20 protein-coding genes are annotated in these 23,515 nt (G+C 74.5%); 8 read left to right on the top strand and 12 right to left on the bottom strand.

Annotated elements, in window-relative coordinates; all coding sequences use genetic code 11:
* Positions 1-229: 229 nt before the first annotated feature.
* A complete protein-coding gene (locus D7318_RS05670; protein WP_120695765.1) occupies positions 230-1,840 on the top strand; it encodes a regulator in 1,611 nt (536 codons plus the stop codon).
* 52 nt (positions 1,841-1,892) lie between these two features.
* Here the strand turns inward: D7318_RS05670 and D7318_RS05665 are convergent, their stop codons facing one another.
* Both D7318_RS05665 and D7318_RS05660 read right to left on the bottom strand, forming a co-directional pair.
* Entirely contained in the window at positions 1,893-3,170 is a 1,278-nt protein-coding gene (locus tag D7318_RS05665; RefSeq protein ID WP_230423404.1) for an FAD-dependent oxidoreductase, read from the bottom strand.
* A gap of 230 nt (positions 3,171-3,400) precedes the next feature.
* Positions 3,401-4,321, bottom strand: coding sequence for a TIGR01777 family oxidoreductase (locus D7318_RS05660; protein ID WP_120695763.1), 921 nt, complete (start codon positions 4,319-4,321; stop codon positions 3,401-3,403).
* Between the two features lie 148 nt (positions 4,322-4,469).
* On the opposite strand from D7318_RS05660, the gene D7318_RS05655 reads away from it, so the two are divergent.
* Entirely contained in the window at positions 4,470-5,402 is a 933-nt protein-coding gene (locus D7318_RS05655; protein WP_230423402.1) for an SDR family oxidoreductase, read from the top strand.
* A gap of 169 nt (positions 5,403-5,571) precedes the next feature.
* Here the strand turns inward: D7318_RS05655 and D7318_RS05650 are convergent, their stop codons facing one another.
* The 6 genes from D7318_RS05650 to D7318_RS05625 all read right to left on the bottom strand — a co-directional run bounded on the left by D7318_RS05650 (position 5,572) and on the right by D7318_RS05625 (position 13,413).
* Entirely contained in the window at positions 5,572-6,546 is a 975-nt protein-coding gene (locus D7318_RS05650) for a helix-turn-helix transcriptional regulator (RefSeq protein ID WP_120695761.1), read from the bottom strand.
* 242 nt (positions 6,547-6,788) lie between these two features.
* Positions 6,789-7,412, bottom strand: coding sequence for a GntR family transcriptional regulator (locus D7318_RS05645; protein ID WP_120695760.1), 624 nt, complete (start codon positions 7,410-7,412; stop codon positions 6,789-6,791).
* Between the two features lie 124 nt (positions 7,413-7,536).
* A complete protein-coding gene (gene sucB / locus D7318_RS05640) occupies positions 7,537-9,309 on the bottom strand; it encodes a 2-oxoglutarate dehydrogenase, E2 component, dihydrolipoamide succinyltransferase (RefSeq protein WP_120695759.1) in 1,773 nt (590 codons plus the stop codon).
* A gap of 66 nt (positions 9,310-9,375) precedes the next feature.
* The gene (gene lpdA / locus D7318_RS05635) at positions 9,376-10,764 is read right to left on the bottom strand and encodes a dihydrolipoyl dehydrogenase (protein ID WP_120695758.1); all 1,389 of its coding nucleotides are present in this window, start codon (positions 10,762-10,764) and stop codon (positions 9,376-9,378) included.
* Positions 10,765-10,948: 184 nt separating this feature from the next.
* Complete coding sequence (locus D7318_RS05630) at positions 10,949-12,472, bottom strand: leucyl aminopeptidase (RefSeq protein ID WP_120695757.1); 1,524 nt, start codon at positions 12,470-12,472, stop codon at positions 10,949-10,951.
* 98 nt (positions 12,473-12,570) lie between these two features.
* Complete coding sequence (locus D7318_RS05625) at positions 12,571-13,413, bottom strand: adenosylcobinamide-GDP ribazoletransferase (RefSeq protein ID WP_120695756.1); 843 nt, start codon at positions 13,411-13,413, stop codon at positions 12,571-12,573.
* Between the two features lie 34 nt (positions 13,414-13,447).
* Here D7318_RS05625 and D7318_RS05620 point away from each other — a divergent pair, with 34 nt between their 5' ends.
* Positions 13,448-14,197, top strand: coding sequence for a hypothetical protein (locus D7318_RS05620; protein ID WP_120695755.1), 750 nt, complete (start codon positions 13,448-13,450; stop codon positions 14,195-14,197).
* Between the two features lie 1,209 nt (positions 14,198-15,406).
* Here D7318_RS05620 and D7318_RS05615 read toward each other — a convergent pair.
* Both D7318_RS05615 and D7318_RS05610 read right to left on the bottom strand, forming a co-directional pair.
* Entirely contained in the window at positions 15,407-16,528 is a 1,122-nt protein-coding gene (locus D7318_RS05615) for a nicotinate-nucleotide--dimethylbenzimidazole phosphoribosyltransferase (protein WP_120695754.1), read from the bottom strand.
* Between the two features lie 53 nt (positions 16,529-16,581).
* Positions 16,582-17,781 carry a bifunctional adenosylcobinamide kinase/adenosylcobinamide-phosphate guanylyltransferase gene (locus D7318_RS05610; protein ID WP_120695753.1) on the bottom strand — a complete coding sequence of 400 codons (1,200 nt, stop codon included), beginning with the start codon at positions 17,779-17,781 and terminating at the stop codon, positions 16,582-16,584.
* Between the two features lie 222 nt (positions 17,782-18,003).
* Between D7318_RS05610 and D7318_RS05605 the strand changes: the two genes are divergently transcribed.
* The gene (locus tag D7318_RS05605; RefSeq protein WP_113686584.1) at positions 18,004-18,216 is read left to right on the top strand and encodes a hypothetical protein; all 213 of its coding nucleotides are present in this window, start codon (positions 18,004-18,006) and stop codon (positions 18,214-18,216) included.
* Positions 18,217-18,275: 59 nt separating this feature from the next.
* Here D7318_RS05605 and D7318_RS05600 read toward each other — a convergent pair whose 3' ends face one another.
* Together D7318_RS05600 and D7318_RS05595 are read right to left on the bottom strand one after the other, a co-directional pair.
* Entirely contained in the window at positions 18,276-19,304 is a 1,029-nt protein-coding gene (locus tag D7318_RS05600; RefSeq protein ID WP_120695752.1) for a S1C family serine protease, read from the bottom strand.
* Positions 19,305-19,402: 98 nt separating this feature from the next.
* Positions 19,403-19,993, bottom strand: a complete 591-nt coding sequence (locus tag D7318_RS05595; RefSeq protein WP_120695751.1) for a DUF3043 domain-containing protein — start codon at positions 19,991-19,993, stop codon at positions 19,403-19,405.
* Between the two features lie 256 nt (positions 19,994-20,249).
* Here D7318_RS05595 and D7318_RS05590 point away from each other — a divergent pair, with 256 nt between their 5' ends.
* The 4 genes from D7318_RS05590 (at position 20,250) to D7318_RS05575 (ending at position 23,395) form a co-directional block, all read left to right on the top strand.
* A complete protein-coding gene (locus D7318_RS05590) occupies positions 20,250-21,065 on the top strand; it encodes a PspA/IM30 family protein (protein WP_120695750.1) in 816 nt (271 codons plus the stop codon).
* Between the two features lie 36 nt (positions 21,066-21,101).
* Positions 21,102-21,380, top strand: a complete 279-nt coding sequence (gene pspAA, locus D7318_RS05585; protein ID WP_120695749.1) for a PspA-associated protein PspAA — start codon at positions 21,102-21,104, stop codon at positions 21,378-21,380.
* Positions 21,381-21,455: 75 nt separating this feature from the next.
* Positions 21,456-22,724, top strand: coding sequence for a sensor histidine kinase (locus D7318_RS05580; protein ID WP_120696075.1), 1,269 nt, complete (start codon positions 21,456-21,458; stop codon positions 22,722-22,724).
* Positions 22,721-23,395 (top strand): response regulator, encoded by a 675-nt coding sequence (locus tag D7318_RS05575; protein ID WP_120695748.1) that lies wholly within the window; start codon positions 22,721-22,723, stop codon positions 23,393-23,395. Before D7318_RS05580 ends, D7318_RS05575 begins: the two co-directional genes overlap by 4 nt.
* The last annotated feature ends 120 nt before the right edge of the window (positions 23,396-23,515 follow it).

Raw genomic sequence — 23,515 nt, 5'->3', positions numbered from 1 at the left:
GCCGCGGCTCCTTCGGTTGGTACGGGCCCCCGGGGGACGCCTCGTACGCATGCTCTACGTCTGGCGGATCTCGGATCCACTGTAAGCCCGGCCGCTTCCCCGGCCCCGGGGGGCCTCCGGCTCACACATATGGATGAATCCTCCGTCCAGGTGCCGACGAAACCGGTCAGGACCGTTACATTCGCGCCGTTCCAGCCGCACAGCCGTAAGGCAGGAGACCGCATCGCCGATGTCCACGGAACGACCCGGAGGCCCGGCCTCCCCGCAGTCCGCCACAGCACCGCGTACCCCGAACCGACAGCTCGCCGCGCTCATCGCCGAGGCCGGATTCTCCCACGCCGGGCTCGCCCGGCGCGTTGACCAGCTCGGCCTCGAACACGGCCTCGACCTCCGGTACGACAAGACGTCGGTCACCCGCTGGCTCCGCGGCCAGCGCCCGCGCGGCACCACCCCGGCGCTGATCGCCGAGGTGTTCACCCGGCGGCTCGGCCGCAGGCTGTCCGCCCAGGACCTCGGCCTCGAGGCGTGTGCCCCCGTCTACGCGGGCCTCGAGTTCGCCGCGAGCCCCGCCGAGGCGGTGGACATCGTGGCGGGCCTGTGGCGCAAGGACCAGGGCAGCTATGCCGAGTTGCGCAAGATCGCGTTCACCCCGGCCGGGCTCGTGGTGCCCAGCCGCGACTGGCTCATCGGGCGCCCCGACGAGCGCGTCGCCAGGGGCGAGCCCACCGAGCAGGCCACCGCCCCGCCGGGCGGCGCCCCCGACCCCGCGGGGCCGCAGGCCATCCGCGTTCCCGAGCAGGTGCGCGGCGCGGCGCGCTCCCCCGTGCCGCCGGGCCCGCCGGGACCCCGCAGGCCGGTGCCGCCAGGGGCGCAGCCGGGGGCGCCGCCCTCGGTGCGGCCCTCGTCCCGGCTCGACCGGGTCGAGCGCGGCCCGGGGCAGCGGGTGACCGCGGGCGACATCACCGCGCTGCGCTCGGTGGCCGACCTCTTCCACACCCTCGACCAGGCGTACGGCGGCGGGCACGCCCGCCAGGCGCTCGTCCGGTACATGGAGCACGAGCTCGAGCCGATGCTGCGCGGCAGCTACGGCGAGCAGACGGGGCGGCGGCTGTTCTCCGCCGCCGCCGACCTGACCAGGCTCGCCGGGTGGACGGCGTACGACATCGCCGCCCACGGCCTGGCCCAGCGGTACTTCGTGCAGGCCCTCAGGCTGGCGCAGGCGGCGGGCGACCGCAGCTACGGCAGCTATGTGCTGGTCTCCATGAGCCGCCAGGCCGTCTATCTGGGCCATGGCCGCGAGGCGGTCCAGCTGGCCAGGGTGGCGCAGCAGGGCATGGCCAGCTCGGTCCCGCCCGTCGTCCAGGCCCTGCTGCACGCCGTCGAGGCGCGCGGGCACGGGCTGCTCGGGGAGGTGCGCGCCTGCACCGCGGCCCTCGCCCGCGCCGAGCGGGCCCTGGAGTCGGCGCGCCCTGGCGAGGAGGCGCCGCCCTGGGCGCGCCTGTTCGACGAGGCCCAGCTGGCCGACGAGTTCGCGCACTGCCACCGCGACCTCAAGCAGTTCAGGGCCGCCGCCAGGCACGCCGAGCGGTCGCTCCAGCTGCGCAGCCCGGCGCACGCGCGCAGCAGGCTGTTCTGCCGGGTGGTCCTGGCGAGCGCGCGCCTGGGCCTCGGCGACGTGGACAACGCCTGCACGCTCGCCGCCGAGGCCGCGGCCCAGGCCGGTGAGATGCGCTCGGTCAGGGCGCACGAGTACCTCCAGGACTTCGAACGCCGCCTGGAGCCCTTCCGCGACGCCGCCCCGGTCCGTGGGTACCGGGAGAAGGTGGCCGCGCTGCACTGATCCCTCACCCGTGCCCCCGCCCCCGGCGGGCGGGGGCGGGGTCGGCCGCCGGTCAGCCCGCCAGGGCCTGGCGGCCCGCGTCCGCGAGCACCGCGGACGCCGCCCGTTGCGCCGAGCCCAGGTCGCCCACGGGCCCGGGGGCGTCGCGGTGGTCGCCGCACACATACAGCCCGTCGAGCAGCCGCACGGGGCGCACCCCGGCGAACGGCGGCGGCACCACCGGCATCGCCTGCGGGTCGTGGTGCGCGGCGAGCAGCTCCCAGTCGTCGGCCGCCGTCTCGTGCATCTCGCTCAGCTGGGGCCTGGCCGCCTTGTCGAGCAGCTCGGTCGGCTCGGCCGCCTGCGGCCCGAGCACCACCGAGGTCACCAGCGTCCGCCCCTCGGGCGCGCGCGACGGATCGGCCGCCGACGCCGCCATCGTGTGCGCGACGGGGCCCCGCCCTCCGGTGTCCACGACGAGCGTCGCGCCCGAGGGCAGCGCCGCGGGCGCCGCGTGGTGCAGCACCGTCACCGGCCTGAAGTCCGGCACGCGCAGCCCCGGCAGCAGCCGCGCGGCCTCGGCCGCCCCGGTCGCCACCACCACCGCGCGGCAGCGGAACGTCCCGTGCCGCTCCGTCGCCACCGCCGTCGTCGTCACCGACGTGGCCCGCACGCCGGTGCGCACCGCGTCCGCGGGCAGCCCGGCCGCGAGCAGCCCGGGCAGCGCCGCCGCGCCCCCCGCGGGCAGGCTCAGCCCGCGCCGGGCGAACGCCCGCAGCGCCAGGTCGCCGAGGCGGCTCGACGTCACGAGGTCGGGGTCGTGCAGCAGCGCGGACAGCAGGGGCCGCAGCGAGCTCTCGGCTATGTGCGGGGGTATGCCCCGCGCGTGCAGCGCGCCCGCCGCGGTCAGCTCGGGCCGGTCCCGCAGCCGCGCGTCGGGGCAGCGGCCCAGGCGCGCCAAGTGGGCGCGCAGCCAGATGCGTTCGAACGCGGGGGCCAGGGCGTGCGGCCCCGCGTCGGCCGTCCCGCTGCCATGGCCCTCGGCCTCGCCGATCCGGTGGGTGCGGTCCCGGCCGCGCAGCAGGACGCCGCCGGTCAGCCGCCGGAGCGACAGCGGGCGCGGCAGCCCGCGCAGCGCGGGGGAGTCGTGGAGGGTGAGCTGGCCGGTGCGGTCGAGGCGGAAGCCGTCGCGGTGCTCGGTGGCCATGCGGCCGCCGGTCCGTTCCTCGGCCTCGAGCACGGTCACCGTGAGACCGGCCGCGGTCAGGTGGTGGGCGGCGGCCAGTCCCGCCGTTCCGCCCCCGATGATGACGATGTCGGAGAACGCGCGGGGCGTTCGGCGCTTGAGCACGTGGCCTCCCGGTAAGGGGTCGGTGCATGCGAGCGGCGGGCTGGTGGCCTGTGGGCCTCCTTGCCTATGCCCGATTCGGGCGCCGGCAATACCCGGACCGGAGCCGACCCTCTCACGCCGGGCACGGCGCGAGGACGCGCATACACCGGGCATGGGTGCACGGAGGTAGCACAACGCGGGCGGAGCGGCCGATTTCCGCGCCCCCCTGGGCCGTTGGGCCCCTTGTGCTGTCAGCCCCTTCGGGCGGCGACCGCGGCGCGCACCGCGTCCTCGACGGTGGGGTGCGCGAACGAGAAGCCCGCGTCGAGCAGCCGCCGCGGCACGACCCGCTGGCTGCCCACCACGTCCTGCGCGAACTCCCCGAGCACCACCCGCAGCAGCGGCGCGGGAACGGGGAACACCGCGGGCCGCCGCAGCACGCGCCCCATCGCGCGGGCGACCTCGCGGTTGGTGACGGGGTGGGGGCCCGTCAGGTTCACGGGGCCAGAGAGCCCGGTCGCGTCGTCGAGCAGGAAGCGGATCGCGGCGATGTGGTCGTCGAGCGAGATGGGGCTCCAGTACTGCCGCCCGCCGCCGATCGGCCCGCCGACACCGGCCTTGAAGATCGGGAACAGCCGCCCCCACGCCCCGCCCGCGCCCGACACCACGAGCCCGGTGCGCAGCAGGACGGTGCGCGCCCCGGCCCGTTCCGCCGGGTCCGCCGCGGCCTCCCAGTCGCGGGCGACGTCGGCGAGGAAGCCGCTGCCGCTCGGGGAGTCCTCGTCGATCACGCGGTCGCCGGTGTAGCCGTACCAGCCGATGGCGCTGCCGGAGAGGAAGACGCGGGGCGGGGTGGTCAGCGACGCGATGGCCGCGGCGACGGCGGCGGTGCCGAGCACGCGGCTGTCGCGGATCACCGCCTTGTAGGAGGTGGTCCAGCGCCGTTCGGCGACGCCCGCGCCCGCGAGGTGCACGACGGCGTCGCAGTCCTCGATCGCGGCGGCGTTCCGCTCCTGCTCGCGCCCGCTGGGGTCCCAGCGCCGCTGGTCGGCGGCGCGCGGCTCGCCGCGTACCAGCCGGACGACGCCGTGCCCTTCGCGGAGCAGGGCGTCGGCGAGGGCGCCGCCGATGAGTCCGTGGCTGCCGGTGATCGCGACGCGACGAGGTTCCATGTCCCCATCCTGGACGATCACCGCGGGGCCCCCGCAACCCGGGCCACGGGGAAAGCCGGACCTTTCAAAGCCGGACAGAGGGTGTCTGGATTGGCTGCGACGCTCGTCGTCCGTGCTCACCGGGAGCGCGGAGGAGAGGGGACAGCACGTGCAGCAGGGTAGTGGCGGGCCGCTCGCGGGGAAGGTCGTCCTGGTCGCCGGGGCCACGCGCGGCGCGGGGCGGGCGATGGCCGTGGAGTTGGGCGCGGCGGGGGCGACGGTCTATGTGACCGGGCGGACCACCAGGAGCGTGGTCAGCGAGGTCGGAAGGGCGTCGGAGACGATCGAGGAGACGGCCGAGCTGGTCACGGCGGCGGGCGGCGAGGGCGTCGCGGTGCCGACGGACCACCTGGACCCTGAGCGGGTGCGGGCGCTCGTGGAGCGGATCGACGGGGAACGGGGTCGCCTCGACGTCCTGGTGAACGACATCTGGGGCGCCGACCACCTGCTCGACCACCCGTCGACCGTGCCGATGTGGGACGTCCCCCTGGACCGGGGGATGCGGATGCTGAGGCTGGGCGTCGAGACGCACATCGTCACCAGCCACCACGCGCTGCCGCTGCTGACCAGGCGGCCCGGCGGTCTGGTGATCGAGGTGACGGACGGCACGGCGGAGTCCAACGCGGGCTACCGCGAGCACTTCTACTACGACCTCGCCAAGTACGCGCCGATCCGGATGGCGCTGTCGCTCGGCGCCGAGCTGGCCCCGCTCGGCTGCGCGGCGGTGTCGCTGACGCCGGGGTTCCTGCGGTCCGAGGCGATGCTCGACACATACTTCGGGGTGACCGAGGAGACGTGGCGCGACGGCATCGTGAAGGACCCGCACTTCGCGATCTCGGAGTCCCCGACGTTCGTGGGCCGCGCGGCGGCGGCCCTGGCGGCCTACCCCGACGTCTCCCGCTGGAACGGCCGCTCCCTCTCCAGCGGCCAGCTGGCCCGTGAGTACGGCTTCACGGACGCGGACGGCTCACGCCCCGATGTCTGGGCGTATCTGAGCCGGGTGTTCGCGGGCGAGACCCCGAACCCGGACGACTACCGCTAGTCACGACCCCCCGCCGCCGCAGGCGGAAAGGGGTGGGTGGGGAAACGGGCCCCCGGCCGAAGACGCCCCGCACGTGGTGAACGACGCCCCAGGACGTGGCCCGCCGCAACGGCCCCGCGGAATCGGCCGACGACGGACCCGCAGAGGACGAACGACCCCCACCCACCCCTCACCCCACCCCATACACCTCGGCGAACCGCGAAGCGGCAGCAACCATCCGCCGCCGAAGCGCCGCAGGCACAAGCACCTCGCACTCGGGCCCCAACCCCAGCAGCTGCGTGTACGCCACCTCCACCGACTCCACCCGCAGCCGCACCACGACCCACCCGTCACCGTCCGGCTCCCCGGCCCCCGCGAGCGCCTCGGCCGCCGCCTCGCGATCGGTGACGTACCGCAGGGCGCGCGTTCCGCCGGGGCTGAGCCGGAGCACGACCTCGTCCCGCAGCATCGAGCGCGCGAACTCCGCCGAGCGCTCCGCCCAGAACCCCGCGAGGTCGAACCCCTCGTCGCGCGTGAAGCGCCGCCCCTCGGGGGCCACCTCGGTGAAACGCGCCACCCGGTACACGCGGTGTCCCCCGCCCACCCCGGCCACCAGATACCACACGCCCCCCTTCAACACCAGGGCGTACGGCTCCAGTTCGCGCTCCACCGACGCGCCGTCCCCGCGCCGGTAGCGCACCCGCAGGACCAGGTCGTCCCACACCGCGTCGGCCACCGCGGGCAGCAGCCCCGGCGTCTCGGGCGGCTGCCACCAGCCGGGCGCGTCCAGGTGGAAACGTTGGGCCGCGCTCTCGTGCGCCCCGCTCAGCTCGGGCAGCAGCGCCGCCGACACCTTCAGCCGCGCCGCGGACGCCGCGTCGGCCAGGCCCATGTCGCGCAGCGCCGAGGGCACCCCCGAGAGGAAGAGCGCCTCCGCCTCGTCGCGGCCAAGACCCGTGAGGCGCGTGCGGTAGCCGCCGATCAGCCGGTACCCGCCCGTTCTGCCGCGGTCCGCGTACACCGGGACCCCCGCCTCGGAGAGCGCGTCGACGTCCCTGGCCACCGTCCGTTCGGAGACCTCGAGCTCGGCCGCGAGCTCGGCGGCGGTCATCGCCCTGCGGGACTGGAGGAGCAGAACCAGCTTGATCAACCGTGCGGCGCGCATGGCATCATTCAACCCGCAGTCAACCGGCAAGGCCGGGCCCCGTGCGTTGGCGCGACAATCGGGACCCGGGCCTCACGGTGGAGCCGCGCCGCGAGCAGGACAGGTGCTGTGCGGCGCGGCTCAGCTTTCTCGAAGACTGTATGCCCCTGATCGATGATCGATCAAAGCTTTGCGGCAAAAAAGTTCACGCGGCACGGAAATTGGCATCCCGTGCCAGGAGATTCCCGGGCATTCCGCCAAGATCAGGCACGCGGTGCACAGTTGAGGACATGATCCTTCACAAGCTCGCCGATGCGCGGATCCCGCCGCACGAAGGCGTCGACCAGCTCCTGGTGCTCAGCGGCGTACGACCGCTGCCTGGTGCCGAGCCAGCGGATGGACAGCGCCGTCCAGATCTCGATGCCGAGCGACTCCCACGTGTGCAGGAGCACGCTGTTCCCCGAGGCCTTCACCAGCTCGCGGTGGAACGCCACCGTGTGCCCGGTCTGGGCCTCCGCGTCGGCGAGCGCGTCGGCCCTGCGCAGCGCCTCGACCTCGGGCACGAGCGCCGAGGCGTCCCTGGCCAGGGCCCCGGCGGCCAGCTCGGCCGCCATCTGTTCGAGCCCGGCCCGCACCGGATAGATCTCTTCCAGGTCGGCCGCGGTCAACGCCCGCACCCGAACGCCCTTGTTCGGTGCCGATTCGATCAGCCGCAGCGCCTCGAGCTCGCGCAGCGCCTCCCGCACCGGCGTCTGGCTGACGTCGAGCTCGACCGCGATCCGCCGCTCCACGATCCGCTCGCCCGGCTGCCAGCGTCCGCTGACGATGCCCTCCACGATGTGCTCGCGGATCTGCTGCCGCAGGGAGTGGACGATCGGCGGGCTCATCCCACGCTCCTCTCGGGCTCTCGCCCCGACAGGCCGCGCCCCGCCCGGAAGGGGTCCGGGCGGGGCGCGGCCTGTCTCGCTCGGTGTCGCTCGTGCGTCGGCGTGAGCCGAGTCGGGAGCCGGGTCAGAGGCCGAGCTCGCCCTCGAACCCGCCCGCCTCGAGCCTGGCCTTGACCTCGCCCAGGTAACGGGCGGCGTCGGCGCCGTCCACCAGCTGGTGGTCGTAGGACAGGGTCAGATAGACCATGTCCCTGATCGCGATGGTCTCGCCCAGCTCGGGGTGGTCCACGACGACGGGGCGGCGCACGGTGGCGCCGATGCCCAGCTCGGCGACCTGCGGGTAGTTCACGATGATCGTGTCGAACAGCGCGCCGCGCGAGCCGGTGTTGCTGATCGTGAACGTTCCGCCCGACATGTCGTCGGGCGCCAGGCCGCCCTTGCGGACCTTGCCCGCCAGCTCGGCGGTCTTCTTGGCGATCCCGGCCAGGCTGAGGTCGCCCGCGCCCTTGATCACCGGGACCATCAGGCCCTTCTCCGAGTCCACCGCGATGCCGATGTTCTCGACGTCGTGGTAGGTCACGGTGCCGTCGTCGTTGATCTTGGCGTTGACGGCCGGGTGCGCCTTGAGCGCCTCGGCCGCGGCCTTGACGAAGAACGGCATCGGCGACAGCTTGACGCCCTCGCGCGCCAGGAACGCCTCCTTGGCCCGCGCCCGCAGCCGCATGACCCGGGTGACGTCCACCTCGACGACCGTGGAAAGCTGCGCCTGGTTGTGGAGCGCCTTCATCATGTTCTCGCCGATGAGCTTGCGGATCCGCGACATCTTGACCGTCTGGCCGCGCAGCGGGGACGGCTGGACGGGCGCGGGGCCACGGCCCGCGGGCGCCGCGGCGGCCGGTGCCGGGGCGGCAGCGGCGGCCTTGGCGGCCTCGGCCGCGGCGAGCACGTCCTGCTTGCGGATCCGGCCGCCGACGCCCGAGCCCTTGACCGTGGACAGGTCGACGCCGTTCTCGCCGGCCAGCTTGCGCACCAGCGGGGTGACATACGCGCCGTCCGCCGCCGCGGGGGGCGCGGTGGCGGGCGTCGGCCGCGGGGAAGCGGCCGGTGCGCGCGAGGGCGTGGGCGCGGGGGCAGGGGCGGGCGCGGCCTGCCGCACCGGCTGCGGCGCGGGCTTGGCCGCCTCGGGCTGCGGGGCGGGCGCGGGAGCGGGCTCGGGCGCCGCCCGCTGCGGGGCGGGGGCCGGGGCGGCGGGCTGCGCGGGCGCGGCACCCGCGGCGCCGATGACGCCCAGCTTGGCGCCCACCTCGGCCGTCTCGTCCTCGCCGACCGTGATCTCCAGCAGGGTGCCGGCCACGGGGGCGGGGATCTCGGTGTCGACCTTGTCGGTCGAGACCTCGAGCAGCGGCTCGTCGGCGTCGACCTCCTCGCCGACCGCCTTGAGCCAGCGGGTGACGGTGCCCTCGGTGACGGACTCGCCGAGCGCGGGAAGCACCACGTCGGTGCCTTCCCCGCCCCCGGAGGGCGCCGCCTGGGGCTCGGGCTGCGCGGGCTGCGCCGGGGCCGCCTGCTGAGCGGGCGCCGGGGCGGCGGGCTCGGGCCGCGCGGCGGGCTCCGGCTGGGGCTCGGCGGCGGGCGCGGGCGCGGCGGCGCCCCCGCCCGAGCCGTCGTCGATGATCGCGAGCTCGGCGCCGACCTCGACGGTCTCGTCCTCGGCGACCTTGATGGAGGAGAGAACCCCGGCGGCGGGCGCGGGGATCTCGGTGTCGACCTTGTCGGTCGACACCTCGAGCAGAGGCTCGTCCGCCTCCACTTGCTCACCCTCGGCCTTGAGCCAGCGGGTGACGGTGCCCTCGGTCACGCTCTCGCCGAGCGCCGGAAGGGTTACGGAAACCGCCATGGTTTCTGAAGCTCCTTACGAAAAGTGTCACATTGTTACTGCGCGCTCTGGACAACGCGGCCAGGGTCAGTCGTGGGAGTGCAACGGCTTGCCGGCCAGGGCCAGATGGGCCTCGCCGAGCGCCTCGTTCTGCGTCGGGTGGGCGTGGATCAGCTGGGCCACCTCGGCGGGCAGCGCCTCCCAGTTGTAGATGAGCTGCGCCTCCCCGACCTGCTCGCCCAGCCGGTCCCCGACCATGTGGACACCGACCACCGCGCCGTCCCTGACGCGCACGAGCTTGATCTCGCCCGCCGTCTTGAGGATCTTGCTCTTGCCGTTCCCGGCGAGGTTGTACTTGAGCGTGACGACCTGGTCGGCCCCGTACAGCTCCTTGGCCCGCGCCTCCGTGACACCGACCGAGGCCACCTCGGGGTGGCAGTAGGTGACGCGCGGCACACCGTCGTAGTCGATCGGCACGGGCGACAGGCCCGCGAGGCGCTCGGCGACCAGGATGCCCTCGGCGAAGCCGACGTGCGCCAGCTGGAGCGTGGGGATCAGGTCGCCGACGGCGGAGATCGTCGGCACGTTGGTCCGGCAGTACTCGTCCACCGGCACGAAGCCGCGGTCCATGGCGACCCCGGCCTCCTCGTAGCCAAGGCCCTGGGAGACCGGGCCGCGGCCGATGGCGACGAGCAGCACCTCCGCCTCGAACGTCTTGCCGTTCTCCAGGGTGACCCGCACCCCGTCGTCGGTGTACTCGGCGCCCTTGAAGAAGGAGCCGAGCGAGAAGGCGATGCCGCGCTTGCGGAAGGCGCGCTCGAGGAGCTTCGAGCTGTTCTCGTCCTCGACCGGCACCAGGTGCGGCAGGCCCTCGACGATGGTCACGTCGGCGCCGAACGACTTCCACACCGAGGCGAACTCGACGCCGATGACGCCGCCGCCGAGCACGATCGCGGACTTGGGCACCCGGTCGAGGACCAGCGCGTGGTCCGAGGAGATGATCCGGTCGCCGTCGATGGTCAGGCCCGGCAGCGACCGGGGCACGGACCCTGTGGCGAGCACTATGTGACGGCCGGTGTAGCGCTGGCCGTTCACGTCCACCGAGGTCGGCGAGGACAGGCGGCCCTCGCCTTCCACATAGGTGATCTTGCGGGAGGCGACCAGGCCCTGGAGCCCCTTGTACAGGCCCTGGACCACGCCGTCCTTGTACTTCTGGACCCCCGCGATGTCGATGCCGTCGAAGGTGCTGCGCACCCCGAACTCCGCGCCCTCGCGCGCCGCGTCGGCGATCTCGCCGGCGTGCAGCAGGGCCTTCGTGGGGATACAGCCGTTGTGCAGACAGGTGCCGCCCAGCTTGTTCTTCTCGATGAGGGCGACGTCCAGGCCCAGCTGCGAGGCTCGCAGGGCGGCGGCGTAACCGCCGCTGCCGCCGCCGAGGATCACTAGGTCGAAAACGGTGCTGGCGTCGTTCGCCACGTCACGTTCCTCCAAGGATGGGGTTCGCCGGGCCGGTCGACGGTGACCGGCCGACGGTCGGGTGTACGCCGCTGGTCACGCGGCTCGTGTGGCTCGTCTGGGTGGTTGAGCCTGGCCCTGTCCTGCCGGAAACCCATCTTCGCACGCTGCCGTGTCCCGCCGGTTCTCCGGGGCTGACCGGCTCTCACCCGTCGAGGTCGCCGTCCGCGACCCGCTCGGCGAGCCTGATCAGCGTCCTGACGCCCGACCCGGTCCCGCCCTTGGGGGTGTAGCCGTACGCGGCGCCCTCGTGGAACGCCGGGCCCGCGATGTCCAGGTGCGCCCAGGGTGTGCCCCCGGTCACGAACTCCTGGAGGAAGATCGCCGCGGAGAGCCCGCCGCCCATGCGGTCGCCGACGTTCGCGATGTCCGCGACCGACGACTTCAGGCCCTCGCCCAGCTCGTCGGGCATCGGCAGCTGCCAGGACCGCTCCCCGGCCTGCCCCGCGGTCTCGTGCACCAGCTCGCGGAAGCCGTCGTCGTTGCCCAGCACGCCGAACGTGCGCTTGCCGAGCGCCACCACCATCGCGCCCGTGAGCGTCGCCACGTCCACCAGGGCGTCGGGCGACTCCTCGCACGCCCGCGCGAGGGCGTCGGCCATCACGAGGCGGCCCTCGGCGTCGGTGTTGAGCACCTCGACGGTCTTGCCGCTGTACATCGTCAGCACGTCGCCGGGGCGGACCGCGGCCCCCGACGGCATGTTCTCGGCGAGGGCGAGCCAGCCGGTGACGTTGACCGCGAGGCCGAGGCGCGCGGCGGCCACCACGGCGGAGAACACGGCGGCGGCGCCGCTCATGTCGCACTTCATCGTCTCGTTGTGCCCGACCGGCTTGAGGGAGAGGCCGCCGGAGTCGTAGGTGATGCCCTTGCCGACGAGCGCGAGCGTCGCCTCGGCGTCGGGGTGCGTGTACGCCACCCGCACCAGCCGCGGCGGGGTCGCCGAGCCCTGCCCGACGCCCATGATGCCGCCGTACCCGCCCTCGGTGAGCTGCCGGTCGTCGAGCACCTCGAAGGTCACCCCGTACTCGGGGGCCGCGGCCTCCACGACCGCGGCGAAGTCGGCGGGGGAGAGGGCGTTGGGCGGGGTGTTGATGAGGTCCCTGGCCCTGGCGACCTCCTCGGCGACGACCAGGGCGCGCTCGGCCGCCGCGGCGTGCGCCTCGTCGCCCGCGTCGGCGTCGAGCACCGTGACCCGGGCGAGCGGCGTGCTCGACGTGCTGGTGTTCCCGCGGCCGCGGAAGGCGGTGAACGCGTACGCGCCGAGCAGCGCGCCCTCCGCGACGGCCGCGACATCGGCCGCGCCCGCCACGGGGAGCGCGAACGACGCGTGGCCCGCGCCCGCGAGCGCCCGCGCCGCCGCGCCCGCCGCGCGGCGCAGCGCCTCCGCGTCGTACCCGTCCTCCGGCTCCTCTCCGAGCCCCACGGCGACCAGCAGCGGAACGGCCCAGCCCGCGGGGGCGGGGACGCGCGTGATCTCGTCCTCACCGCCCTTGGCGCCCAGGGTGGCCAGCGTGTCGGTCAGCCCCCCGCCGAACGCCGCGGCGACGGCCTCGGCCGAGGGCGAGCCCGGCGCGAGCAGCGGCCCGGAGTCGCCCTTGGCGATGCCGATGACCACGGCGTCCGCGGGCACCGTGGTCGCGGGCAGGTTGCTGAGGATCAGTGCTGTCACGGTGAATATGTCCGTTTCTGTCTTCGTCGTTCCACGTCGCTGGATGTCTGGCTGTGCGGCTCCACCGGCAATCCCGCAGCAGACTACGCCGATCGCGCTCAGTGAGCGGCGACGGTCAGCACGAGCAGGGCCACCGCGGCCGTGACCTCGGTGACAGCGCCGAGCACGTCCCCGGTGACCCCGCCGAACCGGGCGCGGCAGCGCGCGAGCAGCCCCTCGCCCGCGCTCAGCGCCAGCACGGCGGCGGCCACGCCCGCGACGGCGCCCGCGCCCGGGCGTTCCCACGCGAGCGCCCCGGCCAGGCAGCAGGCCACGAGCGCGGCCCCGGCCACGCCGAGCGCCCCCGCGCGCGGAACGGACCCGGCCACCGCCGCACCGAGCCCTTCCGGCCGCGCGGCGGGCACCCCGGCCCGGCAGGCCCACGTCAGCGCCGTGCGCGAGACCAGCCCCGCCAGCGCGACGGCGACGCACGCCCTCGCCCCACCGCGGCCCGCGAGCTCGGCCACCGCGGCCACCTGGGCCAGGAGCGTCAGCACGAGGACGGCGACGCCGAACGGGCCGATGTCGGACCGTTTCATGATCTCCAGCGCCTCCGCGCCCCGCCGCCCGCTGCCGAGCCCGTCCGCCACATCGGCGAGCCCGTCCAGGTGCAGGCCCCTGCTGAGCGCGGCGAGCGCGGCGACCGTGAGCACGCCCGTCACCAGCGGCCCCGCGTCGAGCGCGAGGAGCAGCCCGCAGACCGCAGCCGCGGCCAGGCCGATCGCGAGCCCGGCCAGCGGCGCGCACAGCATCCCGGCCCGCGCGGCGGCCGGGTCCCAGCGCGGGCGGCCCACGGGAACGACCGTGAGCAGGGCGAACGCGAAACGGACCCCGTCGCCCACGGAGGCGCGCGGCGGGCCCGGTGGGAGGGGAGGCGGGGGCGGGGGCGGCGTGGCGTTCATGGACGGGCAGGGTAGCGCCGGACCCTGGGGTGCCATGGGCGACTGGTGGCACCGCAACATCATCGAGCCGGGCAAGCTGCCGCTGCTGCTCGCGCTGGCGGCGTTCGTGATCACCTTCGCGGTGGTCCGCGTCATCACGCGCCTGATCCGCGCGGGGCGCGGCCCGTTCCACGACATCTCGGCGGGCGACGCGCATGTGCACCACGTGGTGCCCGGCGTGGTGCTGATGTGCGTGGGCGGCTTCGGCACGGTGGCCTCGCGCGGCGGCGGGTGGACGGCGGCGGCGATGGGGGTGGTGTTCGGCGTGGGGGCGGGGCTCGTGCTCGACGAGTTCGCGCTGATCCTCTACCTGCACGACGTCTACTGGACCGAGCAGGGCCGCAAGAGCGTCGAGGTCGTGGTGATCACGACGGCGCTGGTCGGGATCCTGCTGACCGGGGTGGTCCCTTTCGGCGTCAACGACCTGACACCCGGCCAGCGCCTCGGCCGCGGCGGGCTGCTCCTCTCGGTGCTGCTGAACCTCCTGCTGGTGCTCGTCAGCCTGGCCAAGGGCAAGCTGTGGGTGGCGGTGCTCGGGGTGTTCCTGCCCCCGGTGGCCCTGGTCGGCGCCCTGCGCCTGGCCCGCACGGGCTCGCCGTGGGCGAAGCTGCTGTACCCCCACTTCCCGAGGACGCGGGCGCGGGCGGAGCGCAGGACGCGCGGACACGACGCCCTGTGGGGCCGCCCCCGCCGCTGGCTGGACCAGATCCTCGGCGGCATCCCTGACGATGATCCGCCACGGTGACGCTGCGCGGCGGAGCCGCAAGGGGCGACCGCGCCAGGGCCGTTGACGGTGCCGCCTCAGCCGCGACGTGCGGGGGCACTCGTCGGCGCCGCGATGGCGACCGGTGCGCTGTTCCTCGCCGCGCTCGCCGCCGCCCTGGAACGCCGCGACCGCGCCCACTCCGGGCGGCGCGTGCGCGGGGTGGTGGGGGTGTTTGCGGGGCGGCTACGGGCTGGACGTCCTCCCGTTCGCCGCCTGCCGGGGTGCTTGTTTCGTGGGGGTGCAGGTTACTGAGGGCACCTACGGGGGGAGGGGTGTCGGGTGTGCGGCCGTCCCGGTAAACGGCAGGTCTCGCTGTGGGCTGGGACCGTTCGCCGAACGGGCGCGGCCGCGAAGGGTAGTTGGCGGCCGTTGTGCCGGTGGTCGCTTAAGGTAGCGCGCACCCTTCGGGCCTGCCCTGGCCGCCCGAAGCGTTTTCATTCCTGGCGTCCGTTGAGCTGATGTAGCGGGCCGGTGCTTATCCGCGGCTTATGCCGGGGCGGATGCTCTTTTCAAACGGCGCACGTTCTGTTCAACACAAAGTGTGCCCTGTTTCAGAAGAGCACGCCTCCCCGCGTAAGCGGGGCATAAAGCTCAGCGGGGCCGCTGAACGACGCGCGCCCTCGCCCCGGACCGGCCCGCTCCATCAGCTCAACGTGCGCGCGGTGAACGACGAGAGCGGCGGCCAGGGCAGGCCCGAAGGGAACGCGCCACCGCAACCGACCACCGGGAAAACGGCCGCCAACGAGGGACGCGGCCGCGCCCGTTCGGCGAACGGCCCCAGCCCACAACGAAACCGACCGGTGACCGAGACGGCCGCACACCCGACACCCCTCCCCCCGTAGGTGCCCTCAGTAACCCGCACCCCCACGAAACAAGCACCCCGGCAGACGGCGAACGGGAGGACGTCCAGCCCGTAGCCGCCCTCCACTCAACAGCCCCGCAGCCCCAACAGCCCCCCGACATACCCCTCCAACCGCCGCGCCACCCGCCCAGAGCACGCCACGACGTGGCAACCCGCCCCGCATCGGGCACATACGCCAGCGCGTCGAGAAGCCGCCAGTCGTACGCGGGCAGCGCAGCGTTACGCGGCCCGCGGCGGAGCCGCGACGTTCCCTGCGTGCCACGGCCGGACCGTTGACAGTGCCGCTCAGCCACAACGTGCGGGCCAGCGCAGCGCCCGGCGCAGCGTCAGGTCGCCTCCGCCACCGCTTCCTCCGCCGTCGGCTCCGCCGTGGAGGGCTCTTCGGGTGGGGTCGGGGCCGGGAGTTCGGGGAGCTCCGCGGCCAGGGCCGCCGCCGCGCGGAGGAGCGGGAGGGCCAGCAGGCCGCCCGTGCCCTCGCCGACCGTGATGCCGTGGTCGAGCAGCGGCTCGCTCGCCATCCTGTCGAGGGCCTTCGCCTGGCCCGGCTCGCCGCTGGCCTGGCCCGTCAGCCACCAGTCGGGGGCCCGGAACGCGATCCGCTGGCCGACCAGCGCGCAGGCGGCCGACACCACGCCGTCGAGCAGCACAGGCGTTCGCCGCACCGCGCACTGCAACAGGAAGCCCGTCATCGCCGTCAGGTCCGCGCCCGCGACCGTGGCGAGCAGCTTGAGCTGGTCGCCGAGCACCGGGCGCGCGCGGCGCAGCCCGTCCCTGATGGCCCCGCACTTCCGCATCCACGTCAGGTCGTCGATGCGGACGCCGCCCCGGCCCGTGACGACCGACGCGTCCGTGCCGCACATCGCGGCGATCAGCACACCGGCCGCCGTCGTGCCGCCCACGGAGATGTCGCCCAGGACCACGAGGTCCGTGCCCGCGTCCGCCTCCTCGTCGGCCAGGGCCATGCCCGTGCGGAAGGCGCGTTCGGCCTCCGCCGCGGTCAGCGCGTCCTCGACGTCGAGGCGGCCCGAGCCGCGCCGCACCCGGTGGCGGGCCACCTCGTCAGGCAGCTCGTCGGCCGGGCAGTCGAGCGACAGGTCCACGACGCGCAGCGGCACCCCCGCCTGCCGGGCCAGCACCGCCGCGGGGCTCGCGCCCTCCAACGCGTCGCGCACCAGCGCGCTCGCGGTCCCCGCCGCGCGGGCGGAGACGCCGAGGTGGGCGATGCCGTGGTCGCCCGCGAACAGCACGGCCCTCGGGCGTTCGATCGGCGCCACCGGCACCCTGCCCTGCGCGGCGGCCAGCCACGCGCCGAGGTCGTCGAGGCGGCCGAGCGCCTTGGGCGCGAGACCCGTGCGGGCCCTGCGCTCCTCCGCCCTGCGCCGGATGCGGACACTGGGGCGCTCGATGAGGTCGCCGAAGTCGTCGAGGCTGAGACCGCCGTCACTCATGCGCACGAGCGTACCGCGCGCCTCCCGCCGCACCGCCGGGCGTTGAGCTCGGGTCAGCGCAGCGTCGACACGGTCCCGGCGACGGCGAGCAGGACGTGTTCGCACTCGGCCGCCACCGCCGCGTTGAGGCGGCCCAGCTCGTCGCGGAACCGGCGCCCCGACGCGGTCGCGGGCACGACGCCCGAGCCCGCCTCGTTGCTCACCGCCACGACCGTGCGGCGCGTGGCGCGGAACGCCGCCGCGAGCGCCCCCGTGCGCTCCGCCAGCGCGCGGGCGCCGCCGCCCCGCCACGCCGCGTCGTCCCACGCGGCCACGCGGTCCATCGCGTCGGTCAGCCACAGCGCGAGGCAGTCGATCAGCAGCGGCGGCCCCTCGTCCTCGGCGAGCAGCGGCTCCAGGTCGCATGTCTCGACCGTCCTCCAGCCGGGCGGGCGGCGCCCCCGGTGGGCCGCGACCCGCTCCGCCCACTCGGCGTCGCCCGCCCGCGGGCCGCCGGTCGCGGCATAGACCACGTCGGGGAACGCCGCGAGCCTGCGCTCCGCCTCGGCGGACTTCCCCGACCGCGCGCCCCCCAACACCAGCGTGCGCCGGGGCACATCGGGCACGTGCCGCACTTCGCCCGCGGTCAGCGTCGCGCCGTCCGGCAGGGCGCGCGCGCCCGCCGCGGCCAACCGCCTCCGCGCCTCCGCGCCGGGTTGCACGCCGTGGTCCAGGTGAACGGCCACCACGTCGGTGGTCAGCGACGCGGCGCCCGTGGCGCGCAGCAGCGCCAGCGCGTCGGGCCGCCCCGCCACGTCGAGCAGGCACACGTCGAACGGGCCGCCCGCCACGGGCCCGCCCGCCGGGGCCGCGCCCGGCGGCAGGTACAGCAGCGTCGCGCCGTCGGGCCCGGTGACCGCGTAGCCCGTGCCGGGCGCGTCCACCGCGACCGCGAGCACCCGGTGGCCCGAGAGCAGCGTCAGCTCGCGCCCCTCGGGCAGCCGTACGGGCGCGGGGAGTTCGGGCGGCAGCGCGACGGCAGGGCCGTCGTGCGGGTGGCTCAGCAGCACCTGCCGCACGCCGTGCAGTGACTCCCGCGCGCGGGCGGCAGCGAGCGCGAGCCCCGGCGTGAGATCGAGCAGAAGCGCCCCGTCGACCATCAATGCGGTGGCCGTGCGCACCTCGTCACCGAGTGCGCGGGCGCACGCGGCGCAGGGACAACCGGGGCGCGGGAGTCCGGCGGGCGCGCCGGTGCCGAGCAGGGTGACATCCACCCCCCGATCCTCTCCCCGGCGCCCGCGGGGGGCGCGCGTCGGCCCCCGCCGATCACCCGCCGGGCGGCGCCAGGACCCGCGCGCGGTGGTGCGCGTCGGCGCCCGCCGTGATTTAGTCTGCGATCAGGCTGTCGGGCCATCAGTCAGTCGGGCGGACAGGCCCTGACGGGGAGTCCGGCAGCGTTCGGACCGGGATCAGTCGGCAGGAAGCGGAGGCTTCGCATGGCGTGGGAGTGGCGGTTCGAGAAGGCCGACGGCACGACGACCGAGCCGGCGCAGGCCCCCGGCGACTTCGGCACCCAGGGCGACGCGGAGTCCTGGATCGGCGAGATCTGGCCCGAGCTGCTGACCGAGGGCGTGGACCAGGTCAGCCTGTTCGAGGACGGCGTGAAGATCTACGGACCCATGAGCCTGCACGTCGCCACGGAGGGCTGAGCGCCCCGCGCCCCCTGAGACCCGCGCCGCGCGCCCCCCGGCGTGCGGCGCGGGCGCGTTCACGCCTCACCCAGCTCGACCCGCGCGCTCTCCCGCGACCCGTCCCGCTCGAACGTCACCTCGATCTCGTCGCCTGGCCCGTGCGCCGCCAGCGCCTCGGAGAGCGAGACCACGTCGGTGACCCGCTCGCCCGCGACCCGCACGATCACGTCGCCGGGGCGCAGCCCCGCGCGTGCGGCGGGCCCGTCGTCGTTCACGTCCACGATCGCCGCGCCCGACGGCTCGAACCCGTCGCCGAGCACCGTCCGCACGGTGACGCCGAGCGCCGCGCGCCCGGAGTCCCGCACCTCGCCGTGCTCGATCAGCTGGTCCACGAGGAACGTCACCGTCGAGGCCGGGATCGCGAACCCGATCCCCGGTGCCTGCCCGCCCCCGAGGCCCGGGTCGCGCGCGGCGAGCGTCGGGATGCCGATGACGTGGCCCGACAGGTTGACCAGCGCGCCCCCGCTGTTCCCCGGGTTGATCGCCGCCGAGGTCTGCACCATGTCGCCAAGCGTGGCCTGCCCCTCGCCCTCGCTCACCGAGCGGCCCACGGCCGAGACGATGCCCTGAGTGACGCTCGACGACAGGCCGAGGGGGTTGCCCATGGCCAGCACGATCTGCCCGATCTCCACCCTCGACGAGTCCCCGAACGTCGCGGGCCGCAGCTGGTCCGGCACGTCCCGCAGCCCGATCACCGCGAGGTCCTGCTCGGGGTAGGACGCGACGAGGTCGGCGCGCTGCGCCTTCCGCCCGGTGGCGAGCAGCACGTCGAACGACTCGCCCTCGCCGACGACGTGCGCGTTGGTCACGATGTGCCCTTCGCCGTCGTACACGACGCCCGAGCCGAGGCCGTCATCGGTGGTGATCTGCACGACCGAGGGCAGCACGTCGTTGACCACGTCCTGGTAGGTCTCCTGGAGGTCGTCGCTCACGACGGGGATCGGCGCCTCACGGCCGCCCGACCCACCCGACGTACACCCCGTCCCCGCGGCGAGCAGCGCGGCGGCGGACACGAGAACGGCACCGGAAGCAGAACTGCGGACCATGACCGCATTCTGACCGCGGGCCCCCGGCCATCAGGGATGCCCCGCCACGCCGTTCGAGGGGTGGCGGACCGAGGCGGCCGACGTCCGACGAGCGACGGCTAACGAGGCTCCTCGCCGCGCTTGATCTGCGGCTTCGGCAGGCGCATCCGCCGCATCTGCATCGTGCGCATCAGGGCGTAAGCCGACGCGCCGCGCAGGCTCTCGTCGGGGTACTTGGCGCGCAGCCGCTTCTTCAGGCGCCGGGTCATCAGGATCGAGTCGAAGACGATCATCACGATGACGACGAGCCACAGGAGCAGCGCGATGTTCCTCGCCTGGATCGACGGCAACATGCTCATGATCAGGATGACCACGGCGATCGGCAGGAAGAACTCCGCCACATGGAACTTGGCGTCCACGAAGTCCCTGGCGTAACGGCGCACCGGGCCGCGGTCGCGCGAGGGCAGGTGCCGCTCGTCGCCGGAGAGCAGGGCCTCGCGCTGCTTGGTCAGCGCGGCCCGCCTGGCCTCCCTGGCGCGCTTGGACGCCTCCTTGCGGCTCGTGGGCGGCTTGACCACCGCGCGCCGCAGGGCCTCGGCCTCGCTGCGCTTGGGCGTGGGACGCCCCTTCGGCGCCTGCGGGTCGCGCCCCCTGGGCTCCTCGTCGACGGGAGGGGGGGCGGCATCGTCTTTCGAACGGCTACGGAACACACCCCCAGCCTACGTTCTCCCGGCGGCCACCCCTCCTGGTCGTGCGAAAACGATCGTGCAACGGCCCCTTCCCCGAGCCCGCCGAACCCGCGGGTACTCCTCAGGCGTGAGACGCCGCGTTCCGTGATCGTCCTCGGGGAGGAGCCATTCAGGCGTGAGCGGTGCGCTAATGGATGGGGGCCCCGTAGGGTAGTAGGGGATCAGCAGCACAGTTGCCCGAGGTTCGAGTCCGTCATGAAGGGGGCGCGCGAGACCCATGAGCGGTGTCATGAAGCGGATGGGGATGATCTTCCGCGCTAAGGCCAACAAGGCGCTCGACCGGGCCGAGGACCCACGCGAGACGCTCGACTACTCCTACCAGAAGCAGCTCGAGCTGCTTCAGAAGGTCCGCCGCGGCGTCGCGGACGTGGCCACGTCGCGCAAGCGCCTCGAGCTCCAGCTCAACCAGCTGAACGGGCAGTCCTCGCGCCTCGAGGAGCAGGGCAAGAAGGCCCTCGCCCTCGGCAGGGAGGACCTGGCGCGCGAGGCGCTGACCCGCCGCGCCTCGCTCCAGCAGCAGATCTCCGACCTCCAGCAGCAGCACGAGACGCTCCAGTCCGAGGAGACGAAGCTCACCCTGGCGGCCCAGCGGCTCCAGGCGAAGGTGGACGCGTTCCGCACCCGCAAGGAGACGATCAAGGCCACCTACACCGCGGCCCAGGCCCAGACCAGGATCGGCGAGGCGTTCTCCGGCATCTCCGAGGAGATGGGCGACGTCGGCATGGCCATCCAGCGCGCCGAGGACAAGACGGCGCAGCTCCAGGCCCGTGCGGGCGCGATCGACGAGCTGCTGGCCTCCGGCGCCCTCGACGACCCCACCGGCGCCTCGAAGGACGACCTCACCGCGGAGCTGGACCGGATCTCGGGGAACGCCGACGTAGAGTTCGAGCTGGAGCGGATGAAGGCCGAGCTCGCGGGCGGCAGCTCCGCGGGGCGCCAGGCCATCGAGGGCGGCGCCGCGGGGAGCGGCGCGCAGGACCAGCAGGATCTGGGGGAGCAGCGCCGGGAATCGCCCAAGTTCGACAAGCAGTGACGGGACGGCGCGGCTGACGCGCGGCTGGAGGGCATCGTGATCGTACGGATCATGGGGGAGGGACAGGTCAGGCTGGACGACAGCCACTTCCCCGCCCTCAACGAGCTCGACGACGAGCTGATGGCCGAGGTGGAGTCAGGGGACACCGAGGGCTTCCGCCGCACCCTCGCCGCCCTGCTCGACGCCGTCAGGACCATGGGTGCCGCGCTGCCGGACGACTCGCTCGAGCCGTCGGAGCTGATCCTTCCCGCCCCCGAGGCGTCCATCGCCGAGGTGCGCGCGATGCTCACCGAGGACGGGCTGATCCCGGACTGATCCGGACGACGGCCGGATCCGGACGATGAGGGTGATGTGAAGCCTCAGCAGAGGGCCAACGCGTGGCGGTGGCTCATGGCCCATCCGCTCGCGTTCGACGCGCTCATCGCGACGGGGGTCCTCTTCGCGACGCTGTGCGCCTTCGTCACCGTGGCCAAGCCCCCCGACGGCGGCCCGGGCTTCGGCAAGCGGGACCTGCCCGTCCACAGCCTGGTGCTGCTGCTCGTGGGCTGTGGCGCGCTGGTGCTGCGCCGCAGGTTCCCGATGCCGGTGCTGTTCGTCGTCAGCTGCGTCTCGCTGACCGAGATGATCCTCGGCTACTTCTCGCACGTGCCCCAGGAGCGCCACCCCTCGGTGCTGATCCTCCTGGTGGTGGCCCTCTTCACGGTCGGCTACACCACCGACCGGCCCACCACGTGGCGTGTGGGCCTGGCGACCACCGTGGTCTTCACGCCCGCCGCCATGGTGCTCGGCGCCCAGCCCTGGTACCAGGCGGAAAACCTCGGCGTCTTCGCCTGGACGGGCCTGGCCGCCGCGGCGGGCGAGGCCTTGCGCAGCCGCCGCGCCGTCGTCGACGCCATCAGGGAGCGGGCCGAGCGCGCCGAGCGCACGCGCGACGAGGAGGCCCGGCGCCGGGTGGCCGACGAGCGGATGCGGATCGCCCGTGAGCTGCACGACGTGGTCGCCCACCACATCGCCCTGGTCAACGTGCAGGCGGGCGTCGCGTCGCACGTCATGGACACGCGCCCCGACCAGGCCAAGGAGGCGCTGGCCCACATCAGGCAGGCGAGCAGGCGCGCGCTCGGCGAGCTCCAGACGACCGTCGGGCTGCTGCGCCAGCAGGACGAGCCGATCGCGCCGACCGAGCCGGTCCGCGGCCTCGCGGTGCTCGACGAGCTGGTCGACGGGTTCGCCAAGGCGGGGATGGACGTGAGCGTGCACGCGCCCGCCGCCCACGAGCCGCTGCCGTCGGCCGTCGACCTGGCCGCCTACCGCGTGGTGCAGGAGGCGTTGACCAACGTCCACAAGCACGCGGGACCCGAGGCCGTCGCCCGGGTGCGCATCGTCCGCGGGGGCGTCGCCGCGGACCCCGGCCTCGACATCACCGTGGACGACGACGGGCCGCCGGGCGAGGCCCCCGAGGCCGAGGGCGAGAAGCTGGGCAGCGGCCACGGGCTGACCGGGATGCGCGAGCGCGCCGCCGCGCTCAGCGGCACGTGCGAGGCGGGGCCCGTGCCGGGCGGTGGGTTCAGGGTGCGGGTCACGCTGCCGCTCAGGACGCCGCGGCCCGCGGAGCCGGAGGCCGCGGCCCGGATCACCGCCGCGCGCGGGAGGTGCCTGTGATCCGGGTGGTCCTGGTCGACGACCAGGCGCTGCTGCGCAGCGCGTTCCGGGTGCTGGTGGAGTCCGACCCCGCCATGACCGTGACGGGGGAGGCGTCGGACGGCGCCGAGGCGTTGAAGGTCATCAGGGACGCGGGCGCCGACGTCGTCCTGATGGACATCCGCATGCCCGGCATGGACGGCCTCGCCGCCACGCGCGCCATCGGCGCCGACCCGGACCTCGGGGGCGTGAAGGTCGTCATCCTCACCACCTTCGAGTCCGACGACTACGTGATCGAGGCGTTGCGCGCCGGGGCCTCCGGCTTCCTCGGCAAGGGCGCCGAGCCCGAGGAGCTGCTCCACGCGATCAGGCTCGTGGCCGCGGGCGAGGCGCTGCTCTCCCCTTCGGCGACCCGGGGGCTGATCGCCACGTTCCTCGCCTCCCAGGGGAACGGCGACGGCGCGGAGCTCGACGCGGGCGCCCTCGACGTGCTCACCGCGCGGGAGCGCGAGGTGCTGGTGGAGGTCGCGGGCGGCCTGTCCAACGACCAGATCGCCGAGCGCCTCTCCGTCAGCCCCCTCACGGTCAAGACCCACATCAACCGCCTGCTGACCAAGCTCGACGCCCGCGACCGCGCCCAGCTGGTCGTCCTCGCCTACGAAACGGGCCTGGTCCGCCCGCGCTCGGGCTAGGGCCTGTCTGATAATTCCCGGTGGATCAGCGAGCGGCGGATGGCGCCCGCCTGGCAAGGCGCCGGATCGCAGCTCGTACTCAGCCGTACTCGCGCGATTCGGCAACGCGGCCAGGCGGGA

Source organism: Streptomyces radicis (assembly GCF_003626575.1).
GTDB lineage: Bacteria > Actinomycetota > Actinomycetes > Streptomycetales > Streptomycetaceae > Streptomyces > Streptomyces radicis.
The sequence above is the reverse complement of the archived record's forward strand: the minus strand, read 5'-3'. Positions and strand labels throughout refer to the sequence as shown.